The organism is Myxococcus sp. AS-1-15 (genome assembly GCF_020037055.1).
In the GTDB taxonomy this organism is placed as follows: Bacteria; Myxococcota; Myxococcia; order Myxococcales; family Myxococcaceae; genus Myxococcus; species Myxococcus fulvus.
Genome location: NZ_JAIQDF010000003.1, coordinates 116758 through 136867, shown reverse-complemented (window position 1 = coordinate 136867; position 20110 = coordinate 116758). Strand labels below are relative to the sequence as shown.

Annotated in this window: 15 protein-coding genes; 10 read left to right on the top strand and 5 right to left on the bottom strand. The window is 71.6% G+C overall.

Going from position 1 to position 20110, the window contains the following annotated elements; genetic code table 11:
• Positions 1-17: 17 nt before the first annotated feature.
• From K8625_RS10100 to K8625_RS10075, 6 genes are all read left to right on the top strand, one after another.
• Positions 18-617, top strand: a complete 600-nt coding sequence (locus tag K8625_RS10100; RefSeq protein WP_223747098.1) for a hypothetical protein — start codon at positions 18-20, stop codon at positions 615-617.
• A complete protein-coding gene (queC, locus tag K8625_RS10095) occupies positions 617-1315 on the top strand; it encodes a 7-cyano-7-deazaguanine synthase QueC (RefSeq protein WP_141324036.1) in 699 nt (232 codons plus the stop codon). The genes K8625_RS10100 and queC overlap by 1 nt, the downstream gene beginning before the upstream one ends.
• Positions 1312-1980 carry a D-alanyl-D-alanine dipeptidase gene (ddpX, locus tag K8625_RS10090; RefSeq protein ID WP_223782572.1) on the top strand — a complete coding sequence of 223 codons (669 nt, stop codon included), beginning with the start codon at positions 1312-1314 and terminating at the stop codon, positions 1978-1980. Before queC ends, ddpX begins: the two co-directional genes overlap by 4 nt.
• Before the next feature lie 73 nt (positions 1981-2053).
• On the top strand, positions 2054-3466 hold the full coding sequence (locus tag K8625_RS10085) for a von Willebrand factor type A domain-containing protein (protein ID WP_223782571.1): 1413 nt from the start codon (positions 2054-2056) through the stop codon (positions 3464-3466).
• Positions 3467-3474: 8 nt separating this feature from the next.
• Positions 3475-5298: a HAMP domain-containing sensor histidine kinase gene (locus tag K8625_RS10080; RefSeq protein WP_223747101.1), complete on the top strand. Its 1824-nt coding sequence runs from the start codon at positions 3475-3477 to the stop codon at positions 5296-5298.
• Complete coding sequence (locus tag K8625_RS10075; protein ID WP_223747102.1) at positions 5295-5999, top strand: response regulator transcription factor; 705 nt, start codon at positions 5295-5297, stop codon at positions 5997-5999. The genes K8625_RS10080 and K8625_RS10075 overlap by 4 nt, the downstream gene beginning before the upstream one ends.
• A 6-nt stretch (positions 6000-6005) precedes the next feature.
• On the opposite strand, the gene K8625_RS10070 is transcribed toward K8625_RS10075, so the two are convergent.
• On the bottom strand, positions 6006-6920 hold the full coding sequence (locus tag K8625_RS10070) for a hypothetical protein (protein WP_223782570.1): 915 nt from the start codon (positions 6918-6920) through the stop codon (positions 6006-6008).
• Positions 6917-8752 carry a protein-arginine deiminase domain-containing protein gene (locus K8625_RS10065; RefSeq protein WP_223782569.1) on the bottom strand — a complete coding sequence of 612 codons (1836 nt, stop codon included), beginning with the start codon at positions 8750-8752 and terminating at the stop codon, positions 6917-6919. Before K8625_RS10065 ends, K8625_RS10070 begins: the two co-directional genes overlap by 4 nt.
• Positions 8753-8915: 163 nt before the next feature.
• On the opposite strand from K8625_RS10065, the gene K8625_RS10060 reads away from it, so the two are divergent.
• Entirely contained in the window at positions 8916-10520 is a 1605-nt protein-coding gene (locus K8625_RS10060; RefSeq protein WP_223782568.1) for a DUF1800 domain-containing protein, read from the top strand.
• A 6-nt stretch (positions 10521-10526) separates the two neighbouring features.
• Here K8625_RS10060 and K8625_RS10055 read toward each other — a convergent pair whose 3' ends face one another.
• Both K8625_RS10055 and K8625_RS10050 read right to left on the bottom strand, forming a co-directional pair.
• Positions 10527-15356 carry an alpha/beta fold hydrolase gene (locus K8625_RS10055; RefSeq protein WP_223782567.1) on the bottom strand — a complete coding sequence of 1610 codons (4830 nt, stop codon included), beginning with the start codon at positions 15354-15356 and terminating at the stop codon, positions 10527-10529.
• Positions 15357-15662: 306 nt separating this feature from the next.
• The gene (locus tag K8625_RS10050) at positions 15663-16583 is read right to left on the bottom strand and encodes a LysR family transcriptional regulator (RefSeq protein ID WP_223782566.1); all 921 of its coding nucleotides are present in this window, start codon (positions 16581-16583) and stop codon (positions 15663-15665) included.
• Positions 16584-16687: 104 nt separating this feature from the next.
• Between K8625_RS10050 and K8625_RS10045 the strand changes: the two genes are divergently transcribed.
• The 3 genes from K8625_RS10045 (at position 16688) to K8625_RS10035 (ending at position 19612) form a co-directional block, all read left to right on the top strand.
• On the top strand, positions 16688-17392 hold the full coding sequence (locus tag K8625_RS10045) for a type 1 glutamine amidotransferase domain-containing protein (protein ID WP_223782565.1): 705 nt from the start codon (positions 16688-16690) through the stop codon (positions 17390-17392).
• Positions 17393-17530: 138 nt separating this feature from the next.
• Entirely contained in the window at positions 17531-18769 is a 1239-nt protein-coding gene (locus K8625_RS10040; RefSeq protein WP_223782564.1) for a DUF1501 domain-containing protein, read from the top strand.
• 33 nt (positions 18770-18802) lie between these two features.
• Positions 18803-19612 carry an alpha/beta hydrolase gene (locus K8625_RS10035; protein ID WP_223782563.1) on the top strand — a complete coding sequence of 270 codons (810 nt, stop codon included), beginning with the start codon at positions 18803-18805 and terminating at the stop codon, positions 19610-19612.
• 20 nt (positions 19613-19632) lie between these two features.
• Here the strand turns inward: K8625_RS10035 and K8625_RS10030 are convergent, their stop codons facing one another.
• Entirely contained in the window at positions 19633-20073 is a 441-nt protein-coding gene (locus tag K8625_RS10030; RefSeq protein ID WP_223747111.1) for a CBS domain-containing protein, read from the bottom strand.
• Positions 20074-20110: the final 37 nt, after the last annotated feature.

The window sequence follows — 20110 nt, the reverse complement described above, 5'->3', positions numbered from 1 at the left end:
GTAGCCTGCCCGGCCGTATGCGCCTGAAGCCCCTGCTGCTCTCCGTCCTCCCCGCCGCCGCCGTCGTCGCGGCCATGGCCTGCAACACGGACCCGGTGTACCCAGGCAACCAGTTCCTGGGCACCTTCCAGTTCGAGGCCCGACTGGACCCGGCGAACACCACCTGCGACGCCTCCATGCCGGAGTTCGCGCAGGTGGACGACGCGGGCGTGTTCCGCTTCGAGGGCACGTTCTCCCGCAACGAGGACGGCGGCCCGGGGTGGTTCACCGTGCAGGGCTTCAACCGCGACGCGAAGTTCGAGGGGCAGCAGGTCGACTCCATGCTCCGCGCGACGTCGCTGCGCGCGTCCTGTGGCAGCACCTGCAAGGACTCCCAGATTGAGGAGTCACTGAAGGTGACGCTCTTCAGCGACAGCCAGGCGCGGCTGCTCAACCGCGACTGCAACGGCTTCGACGGCGGCATCCCCGACGCCAGCCCGCCGGCCCCCACGGAGAGTGGCTACGACGTGGCGCTCGCGTGTGGCGCGCTGACGGACGTCTTCCTGCCGGGCTCGTGTACGTGTAATCCGACGACGTGCAGGACTGCGTACAAGGTGCAGGGAGTGCGGAGGGACTGATGACGAAGCGTGCGGTGGTGCTGACCTCGGGGGGCCTGGACTCGACGACGTGCGTGGCCATGGCGAAGGCGAAGGGCTTCGAGCCGGTGTGCCTGGCGGTGGCGTATGGCCAGCGGCACGCGGTGGAGCTCGAGCGGGCGCGCGAGGTGGCGACGGCCCTGGGCGTGAAGGACTTCCGGGTGGTGGGCATCGACCTGCGCCAGGTGGGCGGCTCCGCGCTGACGGCGGACATCGACGTGCCCAAGGACCGGCCTGCGGACGAGATGAGCCACGGCGTCCCGGTGACGTACGTGCCCGCGCGCAACGCGCTGTTCCTCTCGCTGGCGCTGGGACTGGCCGAGGTGGTGGGCGCCACGGACATCTACATCGGCGTCAACGCGGTGGACTACAGCGGCTACCCCGACTGCCGGCCGGAGTTCATCCGCTCCTTCGAGGCGATGGCCAACCTGGCGACGAAGGCGGGCGTCGAGGGCGCGCGCTTCACGGTGCACGCGCCGCTGTCCGGCCTGACGAAGGCGGACATCATCCGCGAGGGCGTCCGCCTGGGCGTGGACTACGGCATCACCCACTCCTGCTACGACCCGGACGCGCAGGGCCGCGCCTGCGGGCGCTGTGACAGCTGCCTGCTGCGCAAGAAGGGCTTCGAGGAGGCCGGCGTGCCGGACCCGACGCGCTACACGGTGGAGGCCGGAGCATGAGGACGTGGGTACTCGTGGCGGCGCTGGGCCTGGCGACTGCCGCGCTCGCGGAGGAAGCGGGGGCCAGGAAGGCGAAGCCCACGAAGGCCCCGGGCACCTCGCCGCTGGTGGACGCCTCCACCGTGGTGGAGGACCTGGCGCTGGACCTGCGCTACGCGACGGAGGACAACTTCCTGAAGAAGAGGGTGTACCCGGACACGGCGCGCTGTCTGCTGCTGCCGGAGTCCGCGCGCAAGCTGAAGGCGGCCGCGGACGTGCTCCGGCCCAAGGGCTACCGGCTCAAGGTCTACGACTGCTACCGGCCTCGCGCGGTGCAGTGGGAGATGTGGAAGATCATGCCCGTGCCCGGCTACGTGGCGGACCCGCGCAAGGGCTCCAACCACAACCGGGGCGGCGCGGTGGACCTGACGCTGGTGACGCTGGACGGGCAGGAGGTGGAGATGCCCACCGCCTTCGACACCTTCACGCCCGCCGCGCACCACGGCTACGCGGGAGGCACCGAGGCGTCGCGCCGTCATCGCGAGGTGCTGCGCGAGGCGATGCTGGGCGCGGGCTTCACGCCCAACCGCATGGAGTGGTGGCACTACGACTTGCCGGACGCGAAGTCGCGGCCGGTGCTGGATGTGCCCTTCACGTCGGAGAAGCAGGGCGGGCAGGCGGGCTGACGGCGCCATGATGGAACCGTGATGATGCCGGCGGGCCGCCTGCGGCAGGCTTCGCACCATCCCAAGGAAGGCCGTGCCCGGTGTCCGCGTGAAGCCCTCGACGAAGAGCGCCCTGCTTCGCTCCCTCTGCGGAGTCCTCCTGTGCCTCGCCGCTCCGGCGTGGGCCCAGGTGGGCGAGGTGACGGGCGTGGTCTCCGAGGCCAAGGACGCGCGTCTCCTGGCGGGCGTGAAGGTCCACGCCACGTCCCCCGCGCTGCCCTCACCGCGCACCGTGACGACGGATGAGCGGGGCCAGTATCGGCTCGCGTCCCTGCCGGTGGGGCTCTACACGCTGCGCTTCGAGAGGGAGTCCTTCCAGCCCGTCACCCGCGAGGGCGTGCGCGTGGAGGCGGGACGGACGCTCGGCGTGGCGGTGGCGCTCCAGGCGCTGCCCGTGTCGCATCATCCCTTCGCGTCCCTGACGCCGTTCGCGCCGCCGCTGCGACTGGAGTCGGACGGAGTCGCCTGGATGGCGGTGCCCCGCGAGGGAGACATCCGGGACCGCGCGCCGCCGTGGGCGCTGCCCCAGGTGTCGCTGCTCGCCGCCGAGGGCTCCGGTGAGCGCCGCTATGTGCCGGGCAGCAAGTTCCTGCGCGACTCGGACCTGCGGGGCCATGGCGTCAACCCCACCATCGACACCGAGGAGGAGAACGCCTCCACGTACCCGCTGCGGGTGAGCACGGCCTCGTACGCGCTGACGCGGGGCCACCTGGAGCGGGACTCGCTCCCGGCCGAGGAGGCGGTGCGGGTGGAGGACTTCGTCAACAGCTTCTCTCCCAAGGAGGGCGGCGAGAACGCGGGTCCGTTCATCGTCGACGTGGAGGGGTTCCCCTCGCCCAGCCGCAAGGGCTACCACGTGGTGCGCGTGACGCTGCGCACGCGCGCGGCCTTCAGCGACGTGGGCGTGCAGCTCGAGTTCGACAAGCGCGCGGTGGCCCGCTATCGCCTGGTGGGCTACGAGAATCCGTCCGCGACCCCTCCGGAGCCGCTCGGCGACGACGTGACGCCGGACCCCGTGCCCCTGGCCGCGGGCGCGACCGTCACCGCCATCTACGAGGTGAAGCTGATTGCTCCGGCCATCGCCTTCGGTGTCCTGCGCATCCTCTACGAGGAGGGCGAGGACACCATGTGGCGCCGCGCGCACAAGCTGTTGCCCTCCAGCGCCCTGCGCTCGTCCATGGCGCGTGCCTCGCCCGACACGAGGCTCACCTACGTGGCCGCCGCCTTCGCGGAGAAGCTGCGCGGCTCGCCCTGGACGCGCTCGCTCGACTGGGCGCGGCTGCACGCGCTCTGGCAGGACCTCGGCGAGCCGCTGGTGAGCCGGCCGGACGTGGCGAACCTGGGCGCGCTCATCAAGCAGGCGGGGACGCTCGACGCGCGCAAGGAGCGCCCCGGCGCGGACGGCGCGAGCCTGGACCCCGACCTGCTCCCGAGCTCCGGGAGGTAGCCGCGACGATGCTCCGCCGGCTGCTGCCCATGCTCGTCGCGCTGGTGCTCGGCCTCCTCGGGCTCGCCTGGGGACTGGGCTCCCTGCACCGCATCTTCGCCGAGGAGCGCGAGGACGCCCGGCGCTCGCTCGACTCGCGGCGCGAGGCCCTGGAGCAGTACGCCCGCGCGTCCCTGACGCAGACGCTGAGGGACCGTCTGGAGGCGGCGCGGCCCGCGCTGGAGGCCGCGGTGACGGACCCGCTGGCGCCCGCCACGGGACTCTACCTGCGCGAGCGCGGCACCCAGGTGCTGCCCCGGCTGGCGCTCCACGACACCGGCGAAGACGCCCCCGCGAGCGAGCGGTACGCGCGGCTGCGCGCGGGCACCGAGGTGGCGGAGGACAAGGACGACCCATGGGCGGAGCGGCTCGCGAGGACGCGCGCGGTGGAGACGGCGCTGGCCCGAGGCGACCGACGCGCCTCCACGGTGGCGCTGATGGCGCTGCTCCAGCACCGCTCGCAATACGTGCTCGCCTCGACCAGGGATGTGCCCGGTCTGCTCGTGGTGCTCGAAGCCCTGGCGGAGAAGGGCGACCCGGTACCGCAGCTCATGCAGGCCCTGGTGCGCGAGGGCCTGTCGGACGGCCGCGGGGGCCGGTTGGACGGCTTGCAGCGCCTGCTGTTGTCGCGCCGCTCGCGCTTCACGCCCACGGACTTCCAGTTCCTGCTCACGCGCGTGGCGGCGCTCTCGTCGAAGGTGGGCGCGCCCGTGGAGGACTTGCGGGCCCGCGCGAGCGAGCTCGTGAAGAGCCCCTTGCCGCTGCCGGACTCGCTCCCCGGCCCGGCCCTGGTGCGCGCGGGGTGGTACCTGGAGCCGCGCGGAGGCAACCAGGTGCGCGGCGTGGCGGTGGACGCGGGTGTGCTGCTCGCGTCGCTCACGCGGGAGATGCGCGAGCGCGGGCTCCTGGACGTCGAAGGAACGGTGAAGCTGCTCGGTGACGCGCCCGTGGTGGCCGTGGACGCGCTGCCCTTGTCGGTGGTGACGCCCGAGTGGGGCCGCGCCGAGACGGCGCTGGAGCGGCGCTACCGGCTGAAGACGGGCATGGTGCTGTTGTGCGCGGGGCTGGCGGTGGGCATCGCCGCGCTGGCCTTCCTCGCGCAGCACCGCAAGTACCGCTTCCTGGAGCTGAAGAGCGACTTCGTGGCCACGGTGTCCCACGAACTGCGCACGCCGCTGGCCTCCATCCGCCTGCTCGCGGAGACGCTCGAGTGGCGGCTGGCCGAGGGCGCCGAGGCGCGTGACTACCCGGGCCGAATCGTCCGCGAGGCGGACGGCCTGGGCTTCCTGGTGGAGAACCTGCTGTCCTTCAATCGCATCGACAAGGGCCGCTGGGTGGCGCGGCTGGAGCCGGTGCGCCTGGAGGAGCTGGTGGCGCTGATGCGTCGTGACTTGGAGGCCTGGTCCAAGGTGCCGGTGGAACTGGAGGCGCACGTGGGCGAGCTGTCCCTGCGCGCCGACTCCCAGCTGCTGCGCCTGCTGCTCTCCAACCTCGCGCGCAACGCGTGCGCCTACAACACCCGGCAGCCGGTGCGCCTGCGCGTGGAGGCGCTGCCCGGCGGGCGCGTGCGCTTCTCCGACAACGGCGTGGGCATTCCGCCCCAGGACTGGGAGCGCGTCTTCGGCGAGTTCGTCCGCCTGCCCGGCCAGGGCCGCGAGGTGCCCGGCAGCGGCCTGGGCCTGGCGCTGTGCCGGCGCATCATGCGTCTTCACGGAGGCACCCTGCGCGTGGTGGCCTCCAGTCCTGAAGGCACCACCTTCGAGCTCTCGTTTCCTCCGACTGCGACGATATGAACCCCACCCAGCCCACCATCCTCCTCGTGGAGGACGACCCGAACCTGCGGCTCGCGCTGCGTGACAGCCTGGAGCACCAGGGCGGCTACGCCGTGGAGGAGGCCTCCTCCGTGCGCGAGGCCCGCGAACACCTCTCCCGCGGCGCCTTCCAGCTCATCCTCCTGGACGTCATGCTGCCGGACGGCGACGGCTACTCGCTGTGCCGCGCGCTGCGCGAGGAGGGCGTCGGCACGCCGGTGTTGATGCTCACCGCGCGCACGCTGGAGGACGACGTGGTGCGCGGCTTCGAGGCGGGCGCGCAGGACTACCTGGGCAAGCCCTACCGGCTGCGGGAGCTGCTCGCGCGAGTGGGCGCGCTGGTGCGCCGCGCGGGAGGCGCCGCGCCCGCCAAGCAGGTGCGCTTCGGCGGCTACCGGATGGACCTGGACCGCCGCAAGGTGGAGAACCCCGACGGCGCGAGCGTGGAGCTGACGCGCACGGAGTTCGACCTGCTGGCCTTCCTGGTGAAGGAGCGCGAGCGGGTGCTGCGCCGGGACGACATCCTGGACGCGGTGTGGGGGCGCGACGTCGTCGTGGACCCGCACACCGTGGACAACTTCGTCTCCAGCTTGAAGAAGAAGCTGGGGTGGAACAGCGCCTCGCGCTTCGCCATCCAGACGGTGCGCGGGGTGGGCTACCGCATGGAAATCGAGGCGCCCTGAGGTCCCTCAGCGCAGCGGGTTGTTGACCACCTGCCGCTCCAGGGACTCCAGGCCCGCGCGCTGCGCATCCGGCGTCCGCGTCCGGGCTGTCTGGACGAGCGTGAGCGTCTCCGGCGCGTCCACGCGCAGCACCGCCTGGGTGAGGGCGCGCTGGGTGTCTCCCGAGTAGTCCGTCCACGCGTGGACCAGGGCCTCCGCGGCCATGCGGCGCACGGCGCCTTCCTCCTCGCGGTGCTTCACCTGCGGCGTCTTCCAGGCCCACGCGGAGCCGATGTCACCGAGTGCCTGCGCGACGCGGCGGGCGACCTCCGGCTCGGGCCGTGCCGCGAGCGCCTCCGCCAGCCGCTGCGCCACCGTCAGCCTGCGGCAGGACCCCATGGCGCGCAGCACCGTGAGCCCGCGAGTGCCCGACTCGCCAGACAGCGTGATGAGCAGCGTCGCGGCCTCGTCCGACTCCAGCTTCGCCAGCGCGGTCGCCGCCGCACGGCGCGCGGGACGTCGGGTCTCCGGACCTTCGAGCAGGTGCTTCCACAGGGGCAACAGCCGCGCGTCCCGCAGCTCGCCGGTGGCTTCAATCATCCCCACTTGAAGGGCCAGCTTCGCGGAGTCGCGCTCGGGCTGGGATGCCTGCCCCGTGTCGAACGCGAGCCGCTCCACCATGGGCCACAGCCCCTGGGGACCGAGCTGACGGAACAGCGGCGCGACGGCGGCAAGGGTCCCGCGCTTGCGCGCATCCCAGACGCCCACCTGGGCGACGGCCGCCTCCAGGCGCGTGAAGGCCTCGGGCGTCTGCTGCCGCGCCTTCGCCACCTCCTCGCGCAGCGCGCCCAGGCCGTCCGTCTGTGCGAGGGCGGGCAGGGTGAGCAGCATCAACAGCAACGACACGGCGGCGCGCGGGCCGCGTGACAGCGAGGCGCTCATCGACCGCCCTCCCACCACTTCACGGGGGACGGGACGCGCGCGGCGTTCGTCGCGCAATGCACCTCACCACCCCCCACGTGGTAGAGGTCCCAGGTGTCGGACCAGTGCACGCGGATGCCGTGCGGTGCCAGGGCCTGCTCCAGTTGCGCCTTGAAGAGGTCCTTCCCGTTGATGACGGGGCCATGCGGGTCCGGCGCGATGACGAGCGAGCGGGACACCGACAGCAGGTTCACCGTGCCGGGCTGCAGCGCCGTCGCGCCGTTGGTTGAACCCTGGAACAGGAAGGGCACGCGGACGACCTCCGCGTCGGTGATTCCCGTCTCCTCGCGGAGAACGGCCAGCTGCTCCTCGATTTCGAGCGCGGCCATCGCGTTGGTGTCCATCACCCCGGCGTGGTCCAGCAGCGTCGACACCGTCATCTCCGCCGGCTGCTCCATCACCCAGCGCTTGCCCTCGAAGAGCTTCGCCTCGCCATGTCCGCGCGCCTGCGCGTCCATCAGCATGCGCCGCGCCAGGGCGGGGTCGGCCACCAGGGCAACCCAGCCGCGCGGCGAGTCCACCGGCAGGAAGCTGACCGTCTCATCGACATGCGCCACGGCGAGCCACGACGTGTCCAGGTACACCACCGGCTGGACGGCCTGCGCGTCGAGCATCCGCGTGAAGCTCGGGTCCAGTTGGAAGTCGGGCTCGGAGTCGGGGCCCCGGCCGCGCAACAGCCGCCCCAGCGGATACTTCACGCCGTCCTTCTCGTAGGGTGGGATGACCTCCGTGTTGCCCATGGAGTTGAGCGTCTGCGATTCGGGCGACAGGCCCGACTGGTACTGCTGCACCGCCGCCTGGTCCCGGCCGCGCAGCCAGTAGACGATGCGCCCGGCCTCGCGCAGCGGCACCGGGCGCTCGTTCGTGTTGACGTTGGCCGAGCGGAGGTTGACCTGGATGACATGCTGTCCGCCGCCCTCGGTGGGCAGCGCCATGTACGCGGGCTCGAAGTAGTCCTGGGCCCACAGGTCATCCACCGCGAACTCGGAGAAGAGCGTGGGCTCCCGCGAGCTGACGAGCGCGCCGCCCAGGTCCTCGCGGAAGAGCGCAGACGCCTCGGTGTCCAGGCGCGACACGTAGACGTTGCGCACCGGCGTCAGGTGATGGAACAGCACCACGGGCGCCACGCGCATCATCACCGTGTCCCGGAACAGCTCCTGCGGCCGGTCCACGTGGTAGATGGTCAGCGTCACCTCCACGCGGCCATCCCACACCGCGGCGTCCCGGACGATGTCGTTCGCTTCGATGGCCAGGTCCACGCCCTCGCGCAAGTCCCGGGCCGACAGCGGCAGCACGTTGGCGATGCGGAACGACAGGAACTCCCCATCCATGCGCTTGAACAGACGCACCTTGTCCGAGCCCGCGCCCGTCACGGACACGCTGCCCACCGCGTAGCTCGGCGCTCCGGGCCACGGCGCGACACGCAGCCGCGCGAGGTCCTTCAAGTCCTCCTCGCCGTTGACCTCGGTGTCCTGGGAGTCGTTGCAGCCGGCGAGCTGCTCGTCGCTGAGCTGGGTGAAGGACGGACTGAAGGGACAGGCCTTCTGGTCGTCGTCGATGTTGGCCAGGAAGATGGCGCCACGCTCGGCGCTCCAGGTCTCCTCGCCGGCTTCGTCCCGCTCGTCGACCACGCCGTCGCGGTTGACGTCCGCGAGCAGGTCCACGTGCGGCTCGAACGGCGCGGTGAGCCGGTCCGAGTTGCTGCCGGTATCACCACCGGAATCGAAGAGGGCGGAGCACCCGCCGAGCATCACCAGCGAGAGCAGCCACCCCAGGGGCGCGGGGGTCTTCATCGTTGGCCTCCATACGAAAAGCAGCGGGGCTCGGGTACAAGCAACGGTTGGTGCGAGCCAGCAGGTGTTCAGGAGGCAAGGGATGTTTGACAGGGTGGGCGAGCAGGCCTCTCGGAGCGCGGGTCGTAACCTCGCGCGTGCTCGTGGGTTCTCGGAGGCAGCCATGCGCCTCGTGTCCCTCGGTTTCCTGTCGGCCTTGCTGCTCTCATGTGCGAGCACTTCACACCCGGCGCGGAGTGAGGCGCCTGTCGAGGACTTCGGACCGGGCGCGGAGGTGCACCTGCTGCAGCGATGGGCCTTCGGTCCGTCGGCGCGGGAGCTGGCGGAGGTGCGTCGCCTGGGCGTGCGCGGTTGGGTGGAGGCGCGGCTCGTGCGTCGGGACGCGCCGATGTCGCCGGCGCTGGCCGGGAAGCTCCAGGCCCTGCCCACGTTGGAGATGTCGATGTCCCAGCTGCTCGACGCGTACCCGAACCGGAAGGAGCGGGAGCAGGCGCTCCTGGATGGCCGCGAGCTGGAGCGCCCGGCGCGAATCGGTGCGGAGCTCTCCGCGGCGAAGCTGCTGCGCGCCGTCGAGGGACCGAATCCGCTCGAGGAGGTGCTGGTGGACTTCTGGTTCAACCACTTCAACGTCTCCGCGGACAAGGGCGTGGTGCGGTGGATGGTGACGTCGTACGAGCGCGACGCCATCCGTCCGCATGTCTTCGGGCGCTTCCGGACGTTGCTCGGCGCCACGGCGCGCCACCCGGCGATGCTCGTCTATCTGGACAACTGGAGGAGCACGCGTGACGGCATGCCGGAGCGGGGCCGCGCGCGGAGGGACGTGGAGGACGAGGGCGAGGCGGAGATGGACGCCGAGCCCAGACCGGGGCTCAACGAGAACTACGCGCGGGAGCTGCTGGAGCTGCACACGTTGGGCGTGGAGGGCGGCTACTCGCAGACGGACGTGCGCGAGGTGGCGCGGTGCTTCACGGGGTGGAGCGTGAAGAAGCCGCGCGAGGCGCCCCAGTTCGTCTTCCGTCGTCGGGCGCATGACCCGGGGGCGAAGCGTGTGCTGGGGCAGGAGTTCGCGGCGGGAGGTGGGGAGGCGGATGGGGAGCGGGTGTTGGACGTGCTCGCGCGGCATCCGTCCACGGCGCGGCATCTGGCGACGAAGCTGGCGCGGCGCTTCGTGTCGGACTCGCCGCCGCCGGCGCTGGTGGACCGGTTGGCGAAGGTGTTCCTCGACACGGACGGGGATTTGTCGTCGGTGTATCGCGCGCTGTTGGATGCGCCGGAGTTCTGGGCGCCCGAGGCGCGTGGGGCGAAGGTGAAGACACCCTTCGAGTTCGTGGTGTCCGCGTTGCGTGCGACGGGGGCGGAGGTGCAGGTGCAGCCCCGGCTGGTGCAGGCGGTGGCGAAGATGGGGGAGCCCCTGTACCGGGCGCCTGCGCCCACGGGCTTCCCCGAGGTGGCGGCGCCGTGGGTGAACAGCGGCTCGCTGGTGGCGCGGCTGAACTTCGGGTTGGACCTGGTGTCCGGCAGGATGCCTGGAGCGCGCGTGGTGATGGAGACCGTCGCGTGGCCCGCAGCGCCCACGGCGGAGGCGTGGCTGGAGGCGCTCGGGCTCGCGCTCCTGGGCACACCGCCGTCGGAGGCGACGAAGGCGACGGTGCTCGACGCGCTCTCCCGCCGGAAGGAATCGGCGAGCGCCGAGGCGGAGCGAGGGCCCGTCGACGTGGCCCTCATCGCCGGCCTGCTGCTGGGCTCACCGGAGTTCCAGCGGCAGTAGGGGCAGTCACTCCGCGGACGCGCCTTGCTGGAACCCCTCGCCTCGGGACTTGAAGGGCGTGGTGCCACCCGCGATTTCATTCCGGGGCGGAGGGGTGTTCGTGGGGCACTCGACGTCGGAGAGGTAGTCGAGCCCGTGGAGGTCGTGGTTCTGGAGGAAGCGGCGGATGAGGTCGGCCATCTCCTCGGGACGCTCCATCAGGACCAGGTGGTCGGCTTCCCGGATGGTGGTGAACAGCGCGCCGGGAATCGTCGCGGCCAGGTTGCGCACATGGGCTGGCGGAGTGAGCGGGTCGAACTCGCCGGTGAAGGCGAGGACGGGGCGCTTCAGGATGCGCAGGCTCGGGTCCCGGGCCTCGGCGATCAACCGGTTCTGCACGTCGGCGTAGCGAAGCGCCTCGCGCGGCGTGACGGCATGGAAGGCCTTCTCCACCAGCACCCGCGTGGCCTCCGCTTCACGCACGTGGTTGCGCGGGTCCTGGTTCATGGTCGCCTCCACCAGGCCCTGGACGAACGTGTCGAGCTCTCCCTCCAGGATCTGCTCGGCGCGGATGTCGATGCGCACGGCGGACTGGTCGGGAAGCTCCGTCGCCGCCCCCACCAGGATGAGGCGGTCGATGCTGTCCGGATATCGGTGCGCGAACTCGTAGGCCGTCGAACCGCCGTAGGAGATACCGATGACGTTGATGCGCGGATGGCCCAGGTGCGCGCGCAGGTGCTCCAGACAATCCGCGAGGAAGTCGAAGCCGAACTCCGGCGCCAGGTCGTCCGCCACGCCCGTGCCGGGCAGGTCCGCCATGATGAGCGTGCCGAGCGGATGCAACAGGTGCTCGAGCTTCGGCAGCGCATACATGTCCTGGAAGGCGCCGCTGATGATGAGCAGCGGCGACTCGATGAGCGGCTTCTCGGGACCCGGCACCACGCGGTAGGCGTAGCGCAGCCCCCGGAAGCTCACGAACTGCGTCTCGGACGTCGAGTCCCCCGCGAGCAGCGCCGCGAGCGCGTTGACCGTGCGGCAGCGCAGCACCTCCGCCCACCGGACCTCGCGCTCGAAGGCCGTCTCCAGTGCCCGGTGCAGTTGCGCCAGTTGGATGGAGTTGCCGCCCACATCGAAGAAGTCGTCGTCGACGCCGACGTCGGGCTGTCCGAGCGCGTCGGCGAAGAGGCGGCGAATCTTCCGCGTCGAGTCCGTCGCTTCCACCACCGGCTGGATGGCCTCGGTGGCCTCGGCCGCAGAGATGGAGACCGGAACCCCCGCCGCGTCCACGATGCGAATCGGCGCGAGGGAGATCTTCGCCAGCTCGACATGGCGCGAGGCGCCCCGAGCGACGATGCGGCGCAGCGCGCGCGGACGGCCGTCCAACCTCGCGCGGAAGTGATGTCCTCCCGAAAGGAACCCGACCCAGCTGACGGTGTGCGGCGCGGCGGCGGCGATGGCCAGCGACTCCAAAGCCTGCGCGGGCTCCATGATGGCGTGGCCCCGCGCCGCGGCCTGCCCCGTCACCTCCAGGTCCGCGGTGCGCTCATCGCGCCAGTAGCTCCAGCCGATGCTCTGGCAGACGGGCGCATCCGTCGCGCCACGGCCCTGGGCGTGGCACTGCTCGGCGAAGGCATCGAGCGTGGCGTTGCTGGCGGCATGCGCGCCCTGGAGCGCCCCGCCCACGGCGCCGACGACGGAGGAGAACAGGATGAGGCGACAACCAGGACGGTGCTTCGCGACGCGCCACAGACTCCATGCACCCGCGAGCTTCGGGTCCAGCGCGGCGGCCAGGTCTCCGGGCGCGAGCTGGAGCAGGGTCTTCTCCGCGTAGTGCCCCGCCAGGTGCAGCATCCTGTCGACCGGCCGCGACCAGTGCGCCTCCGCCTGCTCGATGGCGGCGCGCACGGCGTCCGCGTCTCCGACGTCGACGGCGCGATACAGCACCTCGCCTCGACTCCGCAGCGCCGCCAGGGCCGCGCGTGACACCTCGGGCAGGCCCGCCTCGGGCGTACGGCCGAGCAGCAGCACCCGGGCCTGGTACCGGGTGACGAGCCACTCGGTGAGGACCCGACCCACGTGACCCAGCCCCCCGGTGATGACGAACAGGCTGTTCGGCTCGAAGCCGGGCACGTCGATGAGCGAGCCCTCCGCGTGCGTGGGCACCATCCTCGCCACGTGGCGACCCTCCGCCCTCCAGGCGACGAGGGGCTCGACGCTGAGCGCATCGACCTCGGCCAGGATGCGGCGCGCGTTGCCCTCCGAATCTCCAGCGGGCAGGTCCACGTGGCTCGTGCGAAGCCAGGGCAGCTCGAGCTGCGCGGTCGCCAGCAGGCCGCGCAGGGGCGCGTGATGCACGGCGACCTGGTCGTCCTCCCCGACGCGCAGGCTGTGGCTGGCGATGACCTTCAACAGCACCTGCTCGGGCCGCTGCGCATCGAGCGCACCGAGCAGCGGGACGAGCCAGCCACACGCCCGCAGGCAGGCCTCACGCTGCGCCTCGAAGGACTCGGGGACGCCCATCGCGGAGGGCGCGGAGAGGTGGAGGATGTGTCGGGGCAGCAGCCCCTCCTCGCGCAGCTGCTTGAAGAGCTGGAGGTGGTGGACCGGGTTCTCCACATCCAGGCGATAACGGCGCGGTCCCTCTTGGATGAGCCCGGGCGTCGAGGCCGGGATGAGGGTGACATGCGGCTGGTCGCGACGCTCCAGCTCCTGGCGGAGGGCATCACCCAGTCGCGCGTCATCCTCGATGAGGAGCGCCACGGAGGTCCGCTCCGCGCCATGCACGTCGGTGTCCAGCGGCGCCGCGGGCCAGGTGGTCCGGTAGAACCACGCGGGCAGCCGCTCGTGCGTGTCCGCGCGAGGCTTCGCCGCCTCCAGCTTCGCCGCGTAGCGACTGGCGAGCTGCGTGCGCTGAATCTTGCCCAGGTCCGTCTTGGGGATGTCCGCGCGCTCGACGGGGACGAGGTGGTGGGGCTGGACGCCATGGTTCCTGGCCACCGCGGCGCGGATGCTGCGCAAGGCCTCCTGCTCGTTCGTGCCCGGCAGCAGGTGGAAGAAGAGCGCGAGCTGGTCCGTCGACGCTCCACTCAAGCGGAGCGCACACGCGGCGGTGAACGAGCGGTCGATGAACGGCAGCTCCTCCACGGTGGCTTCAATCTCGTGGCCGAAGTGGTTGGCGCCGTTGATGATGATGGTGTCGCGCGAGCGGCCGGTCAGCGTCAGGCGCCCGTCGCGCAGGAAGGCGCGGTCCCCGGTGCGGAACCAACCATCCTGCGTGAAGGACTCGCGGTTGACGGCGTCGTTGTCGACATAGCCGCGCAGCACCGACGGCCCCTGAATCTGCAGGGCGCCAATCTCCCCCTCGGGCAGCACCTGGTCCTCGTCGTCCACGATGCGCAGTCGCACGCCCGGGATGGGCGGCCCGAGCGCGACGACGGAGTCCTCATCCGACGACGTGGAGAGGTTGAAGTCGGAGTGGTAGGTGACGCCCGACGAAGTCTCCGACATCCCCCATGCCGGCCATATGGCGGAGTCGCGCAGGCCGTGGGACGAAAGGGCCCGCAGGAACTCCCGCGCCGTCCTGGAGACGATGGCCTCGCCCCCGTTGACCAGGATGCGGACCCGGGAGAGGTCCCACCGCCGCGCCGACGGCTTGCGACCCAGCTCACCGACAATCAACCCGAAGGCGAAGTGGGGCGCCCAGCTCAGCGTGGCGCCGTGGCGCTCCATCCAATCGAGCCAGCGCAGGGGCTCGCCGAGGATGAGCTGCGTGGGGACATGCACCTCGGCGCAGGAGGAGAGGATGTCCCGGGTGTGGACCATCGCCAGGCTGCCGCCGTGCTCCAGCGGCATCCAGTGGAAGGACACGTCCTTGGGGCCCGTGTTCATCACCCGCGCGGTGCCACGAGCCTCGGTGAGGATGGCCTTGTGGCTCAGGGGCACTGTCTTGGGCGTGCCCGTGCTGCCGGAGGTGAACAGGAGCAGCGTGATGTCGTCGGGCGTCGCGTCCAGGTGCGGCTTCGCCGGCTCATGGCGGGCGAGCTCCTCGACGGTGGCCGTCCTCACCGTGTGGCCGTGGCTCGTGGCGAACGCCTGGAGTGAGGCCTGTTGCGAGGCGTCGATGAGGACGAGGGGCTCGCGCAGCGCCTTCCAGGCCGCCAGCAGCTTGCTCACCCCGGGAATCCCCTCGGCGTACTCGGCGGGAGTCGCGATGGGCGCGGGCACCAGGCCCGCGAGGATGCAGCCCCAGAACGCGGTGATGAAGTCGCGCGTCCCCGGCAACTGGAACATCACCCGCTGGCCCGCCGTGAGCCCCTCACTCCGCAGCCCTCCGGCGACTCGCAGGGCCCTCGACAGCAGCTCGCGGTAGGTGTCGGTCCGCTCCACGCCCTCCGCCTCGACGTGGACGATTCTCTGCTCCGGCGTCCGCGCCACCGCCGCGAGCAGGACCTCGGTCAACGTCCGCTCCGCGCCAGAAAGGGCCGGGCCACCGTCGGCGAGCGCTTCCCGGACCGAGTGTCCGGCAGTGCTCGTCGCGATGGCCGGAAGGTTGCTCCGGTCAACCATGGGGGAGGAGTCCGGCGCGCGTCGGAGCCTCAAGGCTCCGGGCGTGGAGTCCGCGTCGCCGACGGACACCTGGAAGTGTCCGGAGCCCAGCAGGGCGTCGACGACGCGTTGGCAGTGCATGACGAGTGTCTCGTCGAGCACCGCGAGGCCCAGGTCCTCCAGGTCACCTGGACGTCGCGAGGGCGGCAGGGCATGGACGAGGACGATGTCCAGGGGCCCGAGCTGTCGAGGACAGTGGGCGCGCAGGTGCTCGAGGACGGCTTGCTCGGTCAGGGGGCCTCGGGTGGCCACGTGGACCCGGAACCCCTCCTGGGCCGTCCCCGAGCTGGCGGTGCGAGGGGTGACGACACAATCCGCGACGGTCCTCATCTTCAAGACTGCGGCGCGAACGACGGCCTGCGTTTCGGGGTCCTGGTTCGACGACAACCGCATGGGCGCTCCCCCTCGAAGAATTTTGAGGGGGGATGGATAGGCAAGGCCTTGGGCACCGCCTACCGGTCCTGGCGTACGAGGCGGGTATCCGTGATTCCTTTCCAGACACGGCCGCTCCGCGCCCCGTCGGAGATTCGACGCTCCGGTGGGCCGTGACAGAACCCTTCATGCACGCTGGACACGTCTGTCTTTCGCAAGGAGCCAGTCGCGGACCGCGAGGAATCGCGCGGTGGGCGCGGCGGCCTTGCGCCAGGCCACCCAGAGGGTCCCTGAGGGACGACGCGCTGCGCGTCGCGGTGCCTCGAGCGCTGCGACTCGGCCCTCGCGCAGTGCCGGCTGGACCAGGTAGTCGGGCAGCACCGCCAACCCCACGCCCGCCTCCGCCAGCGCGAGCATCTCGTCGAGGTTGGCGATGCGGCAGACCACCTGCGTCGGCAGCGGCTCCTTCGCGCCGAAGGCCGCGCGCCACCAGGGCAGGAGCATGGCCAGGTCCGCGTCGAAGGCGACGAAGCGATGCGCGGCGAAGTCGCGGGCGCTCCTCGGTGTCCCCCAGCGCTTCAGGTAGCCGGGGGAGGCCACGGCGACGAACTGCTCCTGGGCCACCGGGTGCAGCTCCAGGCCCGGGGCCTCGGGCAGCAAGCCGACGATGCCCAGGTCCAGCTCGCCGTCGAGGAGCCTGCGCGCGACGCGGCTGGGGACATCGAAGCGGACGTCCAGTCGCAGCTCGGGATGCGCCGCCAGGAGGGACGGCAGCCGCGGGCGCAGCCAGTAGCGGAAGAAGGGCCAGGGGCCGCCCAGCGCCACCTCGCCGCGCACCACGCGATGCGTCTCGGAGGCCTCCTCCACGGCGGCGTCCAGCGCGGGCAGGTGCTCTCCCAGTCGAGCGACGAGCGCCGCTCCGGCGGAGGTGAGTCGGGCCCTGCGCCCCACGCGCTCGAACAGCGCGACACCCGTGTGTCGCTCGAGCGCCTTGAGCTGCTGTCCCACGGCGGACGCGGTGATGCCCAGTCGCGCCGCGGCGGCGGCGTGGGTCCCCGCGCGGCTGACTTCCCACAGCGTCCAGAGGGCTTCACGATTGCCAAGCATGGCTTGAGCTTATGTGAAGAAGCCCTCGGTTTTCTGGGCGGACCTCCAGGCGTATCCCTTTCGCCGTGGGGCCCCTCCTCGTGGGCCCGCGAGGGAGCCGTGTCATGGAAGAGATGCTGACCGCCGTGAAGATTTTGCTGATTGTCACCAGCCACTCGCAGTTCGGGGACACGGGAGAGAAGACCGGCTTCTGGCTGGAGGAGCTGGCCGCGCCCTACGAGGCGTTCGTCGACGCGGGGGCGCAGGTGGACATCGCCTCGCCGGAGGGCGGGGCCGCGCCGGTGGACCCTCGCAGCGAGAAGGAGCAGACCGAGTCCACGAAGGCGTTCCTGTCGGATGCGCGGGCGAAGAAGAAGCTGGCGAACACGCTCGAGCTCGCGAAGGTGAAGGACTCGTACGACGCGTACTTCGTCGTGGGCGGGCACGGCGTGATGTGGGACCTGTCGAAGCACGCGCCCACGCACAAGCTGTTGTCCGCCGGGTACGCGCGGGGCGCGGTGGTGGCGGCGGTCTGCCACGGGCCCGCGGCGCTGGTGGGGGTGAAGGGGCCGGACGGGCAGCCGCTGGTGAAGGGCAAGCGCGTGGCGGGCTTCAGCAACGCGGAGGAGAAGGCGGCGAAGTTCGACGCCATCGTCCCGTTCGCGCTGGAGACGCGGCTGAAGGAACAGGGAGCCCGCTACGAGTCGGGCCCGCTGTGGGAGAGCTTCGTCGTGGCCGACGGCCGGCTCGTCACCGGGCAGAACCCGGCGTCGTCCGCCGCCACCGCGCGCGAGGTGCTCCACCAACTGCGCGAGAAGAAGCAGCCCTGACGGAGGCTCGAGGCGGCGCCACCTGAACGATGTGCCGTCATGGGGGCGGAGGTGCGCTCGTAACTTCCGGACCGGACGGGTGTTGAATGGGCGGACCTCGCCGCCTCGCGGGGCCGACCACCCTGGAGTCCCAGCCGCATGCCCCAGTCCCTCTCTCGACGCCGCCTGCTGCACGCGCTGGGTCTGTCCGGAGTGGGGCTCCTGTTCACGCCAGGTCTCCTGCGTGGCGTCCAGGCGGCCACACCTCCTTCCAGGCGCACGTTGGTGACGGTGTTCCTCCGGGGCGGAGTGGACGGACTCTCGCTCGTCCCGCCCGTCGAGGACGGGGCCTACCACCGCGCGCGCCCCTCGCTCGCGCTGAAGCCCACGGGCGAGGGCGCCGCGCTGCCCCTGTCCTCACCCTTCGGCCTGCACCCACGTTTGGAGCCCCTGCTCCCGCTGTGGAAGGAAGGACAGCTCGCGGTGCTGCACGGTGTGGGACTGCCCACCCCGGTCCGCTCGCACTTCGATGCCCAGGACTTCGTGGAGTCCGGAACGCCGGGCCGCAAGTCGACGCCGGATGGTTGGCTCAACCGCGCGCTGGGCTCCGAGGCGCAGGTCCCCTCCGCGCCGCTGCGCGCCGTGGCGCTGCAGTCCACGCTGCCCCGAGCACTCTTTGGTGACGCGGGCGCGCTGGCCATGGGGCGACTGGAGGAGTTCCGGCTGCGCGTGGGCAACCGAGGAGCACGGGCCACTCGCGGCTTCGAGGCGCTCTATGCCGGCGCCGTGGACGACGCGCTGCGGACCACGGGGCAGGGCGCCTTCGAGGCCCTCTCGCACCTGGACGAAGAGCAGCTCGCCCGGCTGCCGCCCACCTCCGGCGCCGAGTACCCACGCGCGCCCCTGGGCCAGCGACTGGCGGACATCGCCCGGCTCATCAAGGGCGACGTGGGCCTGGAGGTCGCCGCCACGGAGATGGGCGGCTGGGACACCCACGCGGCGCAGGGCGCGGCCACGGGCACCTTCGCCAATCGCTGCGCGGAGCTGTCCGGCGCGCTGTCCGCCTTCGCGCGCGACCTGGGTCCACGGCTCGAGCACGTGACGGTGGTGGTCCTGACGGAGTTCGGCCGCACCGTGCGGGAGAACGGCAGCCGAGGCACGGACCACGGCGTCGGGAGCGCGATGCTCGTGCTCGGCGGCGGTGTGCGCGGAGGTCGGGTGTACGGCCGCTTCGAGCCCCTCACCGCGGACCGGCTCCAGGACGGCCGGGACGTGCCCGCGTGGACCGACGTGCGCGCCCCGCTGTCGGAGGCCCTGCGCGCCTGCCGCCCTGGCGTGGACCTGACCCGGGTGTTCCCGGGGTACTCCCCCGGCACCGCGCTGGGCCTGTTCACATAGCGCGGTCCGGAATCGGGCAGACTGGGCGGGGCCATGGTCCGCCTCCGCCGCATGCTCACCCTCCTCCTCTCCGTCCTCGCGGTCCTCTACGTCGCGCTGTGCGTCGCGGCCTTCGTCTTCCAGCGCTCGCTGCTCTTCCCCGCGCCGAAGGCCGCCACCCTGCTCCCCGCGGCGCACGGCTTCAGCCGTCTGCCGTTGAGCGCAGGGGCCTACGTGGACCTGCTCCAGTTGCCAGGGCCCGAGGGCGCGCCGACCGTGGTGCACTTCCACGGCAACGGGGAGCAGCTCCTCGACCAGCTCGACCTGGGCCTGTTCCTCCAGGCGAACGGCCTGGGCTTCCTGGCCGTCGAGTACCCGGGCTACGGCGCCTCCCCCGGAGCGCCCTCCGAGCAGGGCATCTACGCGGCGGCGGAGGCCGCGCTCGCGCTGCTGCGCACCCAGGGGGTCCCGCCGGAGCGCACGGTGCTCAGCGGCCGCAGCCTGGGCACGGGCGTCGCGGTGGAGATGGCGCGCCGGGGCCATGGCGCGCGCATCATGCTGGTGGCGCCCTACACCTCCATCCCCGACATGGCGGCGACGATGCTGCCCTTCCTCCCCACCTCGCTGCTCGTGAGGGACCGCTTCGACACCCTGTCGAAGGCGCGGGGGCTCGACCTGCCGGTGCTCATCATCCACGGTGAGCAGGACACCCTCATCCCGGTGGAGATGGGGCGCCAGCTGGGCACCCGCTTCCCTCGCGCCACGGTGGTGACGGTGCCGGACGCGGGGCACAACGACGTGCTGGAGCGCTCGGGGCCGGACCGCGTGCAACGCATGGCCGCGTTCGCGCTCGGCGGCGACTGAGGCTCCAGCGCACGCCGTCGTCAGTGCACCTGCGACGCGGACTGCGTGTCGATGGAGACCTCGCGCATCAGCTCGGCGGTCTCCTCCGCGCCCAGACGCTTCACCAGGTCCGCCTGCGCCACCATGCCGCAGACGGTGTTGTCGTCGTCGAGCACCACCATTCGCCGCACCTGGTTCTGCTCCATCAACGCCAGGCAGTCCTCCAAGGGGGTGTCGCGGTACACGGTGGCCGCGGGCGCGCTCATCGCCGCCGTCACGTCCAGCATGTAGGGGTCCTTCCCCTTGGCGATGATGCGGCAGGTGATGTCCCGGTCCGTGATGATGCCCAGCGGCCGGTTGTCGGCGTCGATGACGGGCAGGGCCCCGCAGTCACACTCGACCATCCATCGCGCCGCCTGTTCGATGCCCGTGTCGGGCAGACAGGTGACGGGATTGGCGGTCATGGCTTCTCCGACCTTCATGGCGACCTCCCAGGGAGAATGAGTCTCCCCAGGAAGG

Coding starts and splice junctions, on each gene's coding strand:
- K8625_RS10100 (WP_223747098.1), top strand. CDS start 18: ATGCGCCTGAAGCCCCTGCTGCTCTCCGTCCTCCCCGCCGCCGCCGTC.
- queC (WP_141324036.1), top strand. CDS start 617: ATGACGAAGCGTGCGGTGGTGCTGACCTCGGGGGGCCTGGACTCGACG.
- ddpX (WP_223782572.1), top strand. CDS start 1,312: ATGAGGACGTGGGTACTCGTGGCGGCGCTGGGCCTGGCGACTGCCGCG.
- K8625_RS10080 (WP_223747101.1), top strand. CDS start 3,475: ATGCTCCGCCGGCTGCTGCCCATGCTCGTCGCGCTGGTGCTCGGCCTC.
- K8625_RS10075 (WP_223747102.1), top strand. CDS start 5,295: ATGAACCCCACCCAGCCCACCATCCTCCTCGTGGAGGACGACCCGAAC.
- K8625_RS10070 (WP_223782570.1), bottom strand. CDS start 6,920: ATGAGCGCCTCGCTGTCACGCGGCCCGCGCGCCGCCGTGTCGTTGCTG.
- K8625_RS10065 (WP_223782569.1), bottom strand. CDS start 8,752: ATGAAGACCCCCGCGCCCCTGGGGTGGCTGCTCTCGCTGGTGATGCTC.
- K8625_RS10060 (WP_223782568.1), top strand. CDS start 8,916: ATGCGCCTCGTGTCCCTCGGTTTCCTGTCGGCCTTGCTGCTCTCATGT.
- K8625_RS10050 (WP_223782566.1), bottom strand. CDS start 16,583: ATGCTTGGCAATCGTGAAGCCCTCTGGACGCTGTGGGAAGTCAGCCGC.
- K8625_RS10045 (WP_223782565.1), top strand. CDS start 16,688: ATGGAAGAGATGCTGACCGCCGTGAAGATTTTGCTGATTGTCACCAGC.
- K8625_RS10040 (WP_223782564.1), top strand. CDS start 17,531: ATGCCCCAGTCCCTCTCTCGACGCCGCCTGCTGCACGCGCTGGGTCTG.
- K8625_RS10035 (WP_223782563.1), top strand. CDS start 18,803: ATGGTCCGCCTCCGCCGCATGCTCACCCTCCTCCTCTCCGTCCTCGCG.
- K8625_RS10030 (WP_223747111.1), bottom strand. CDS start 20,073: ATGAAGGTCGGAGAAGCCATGACCGCCAATCCCGTCACCTGTCTGCCC.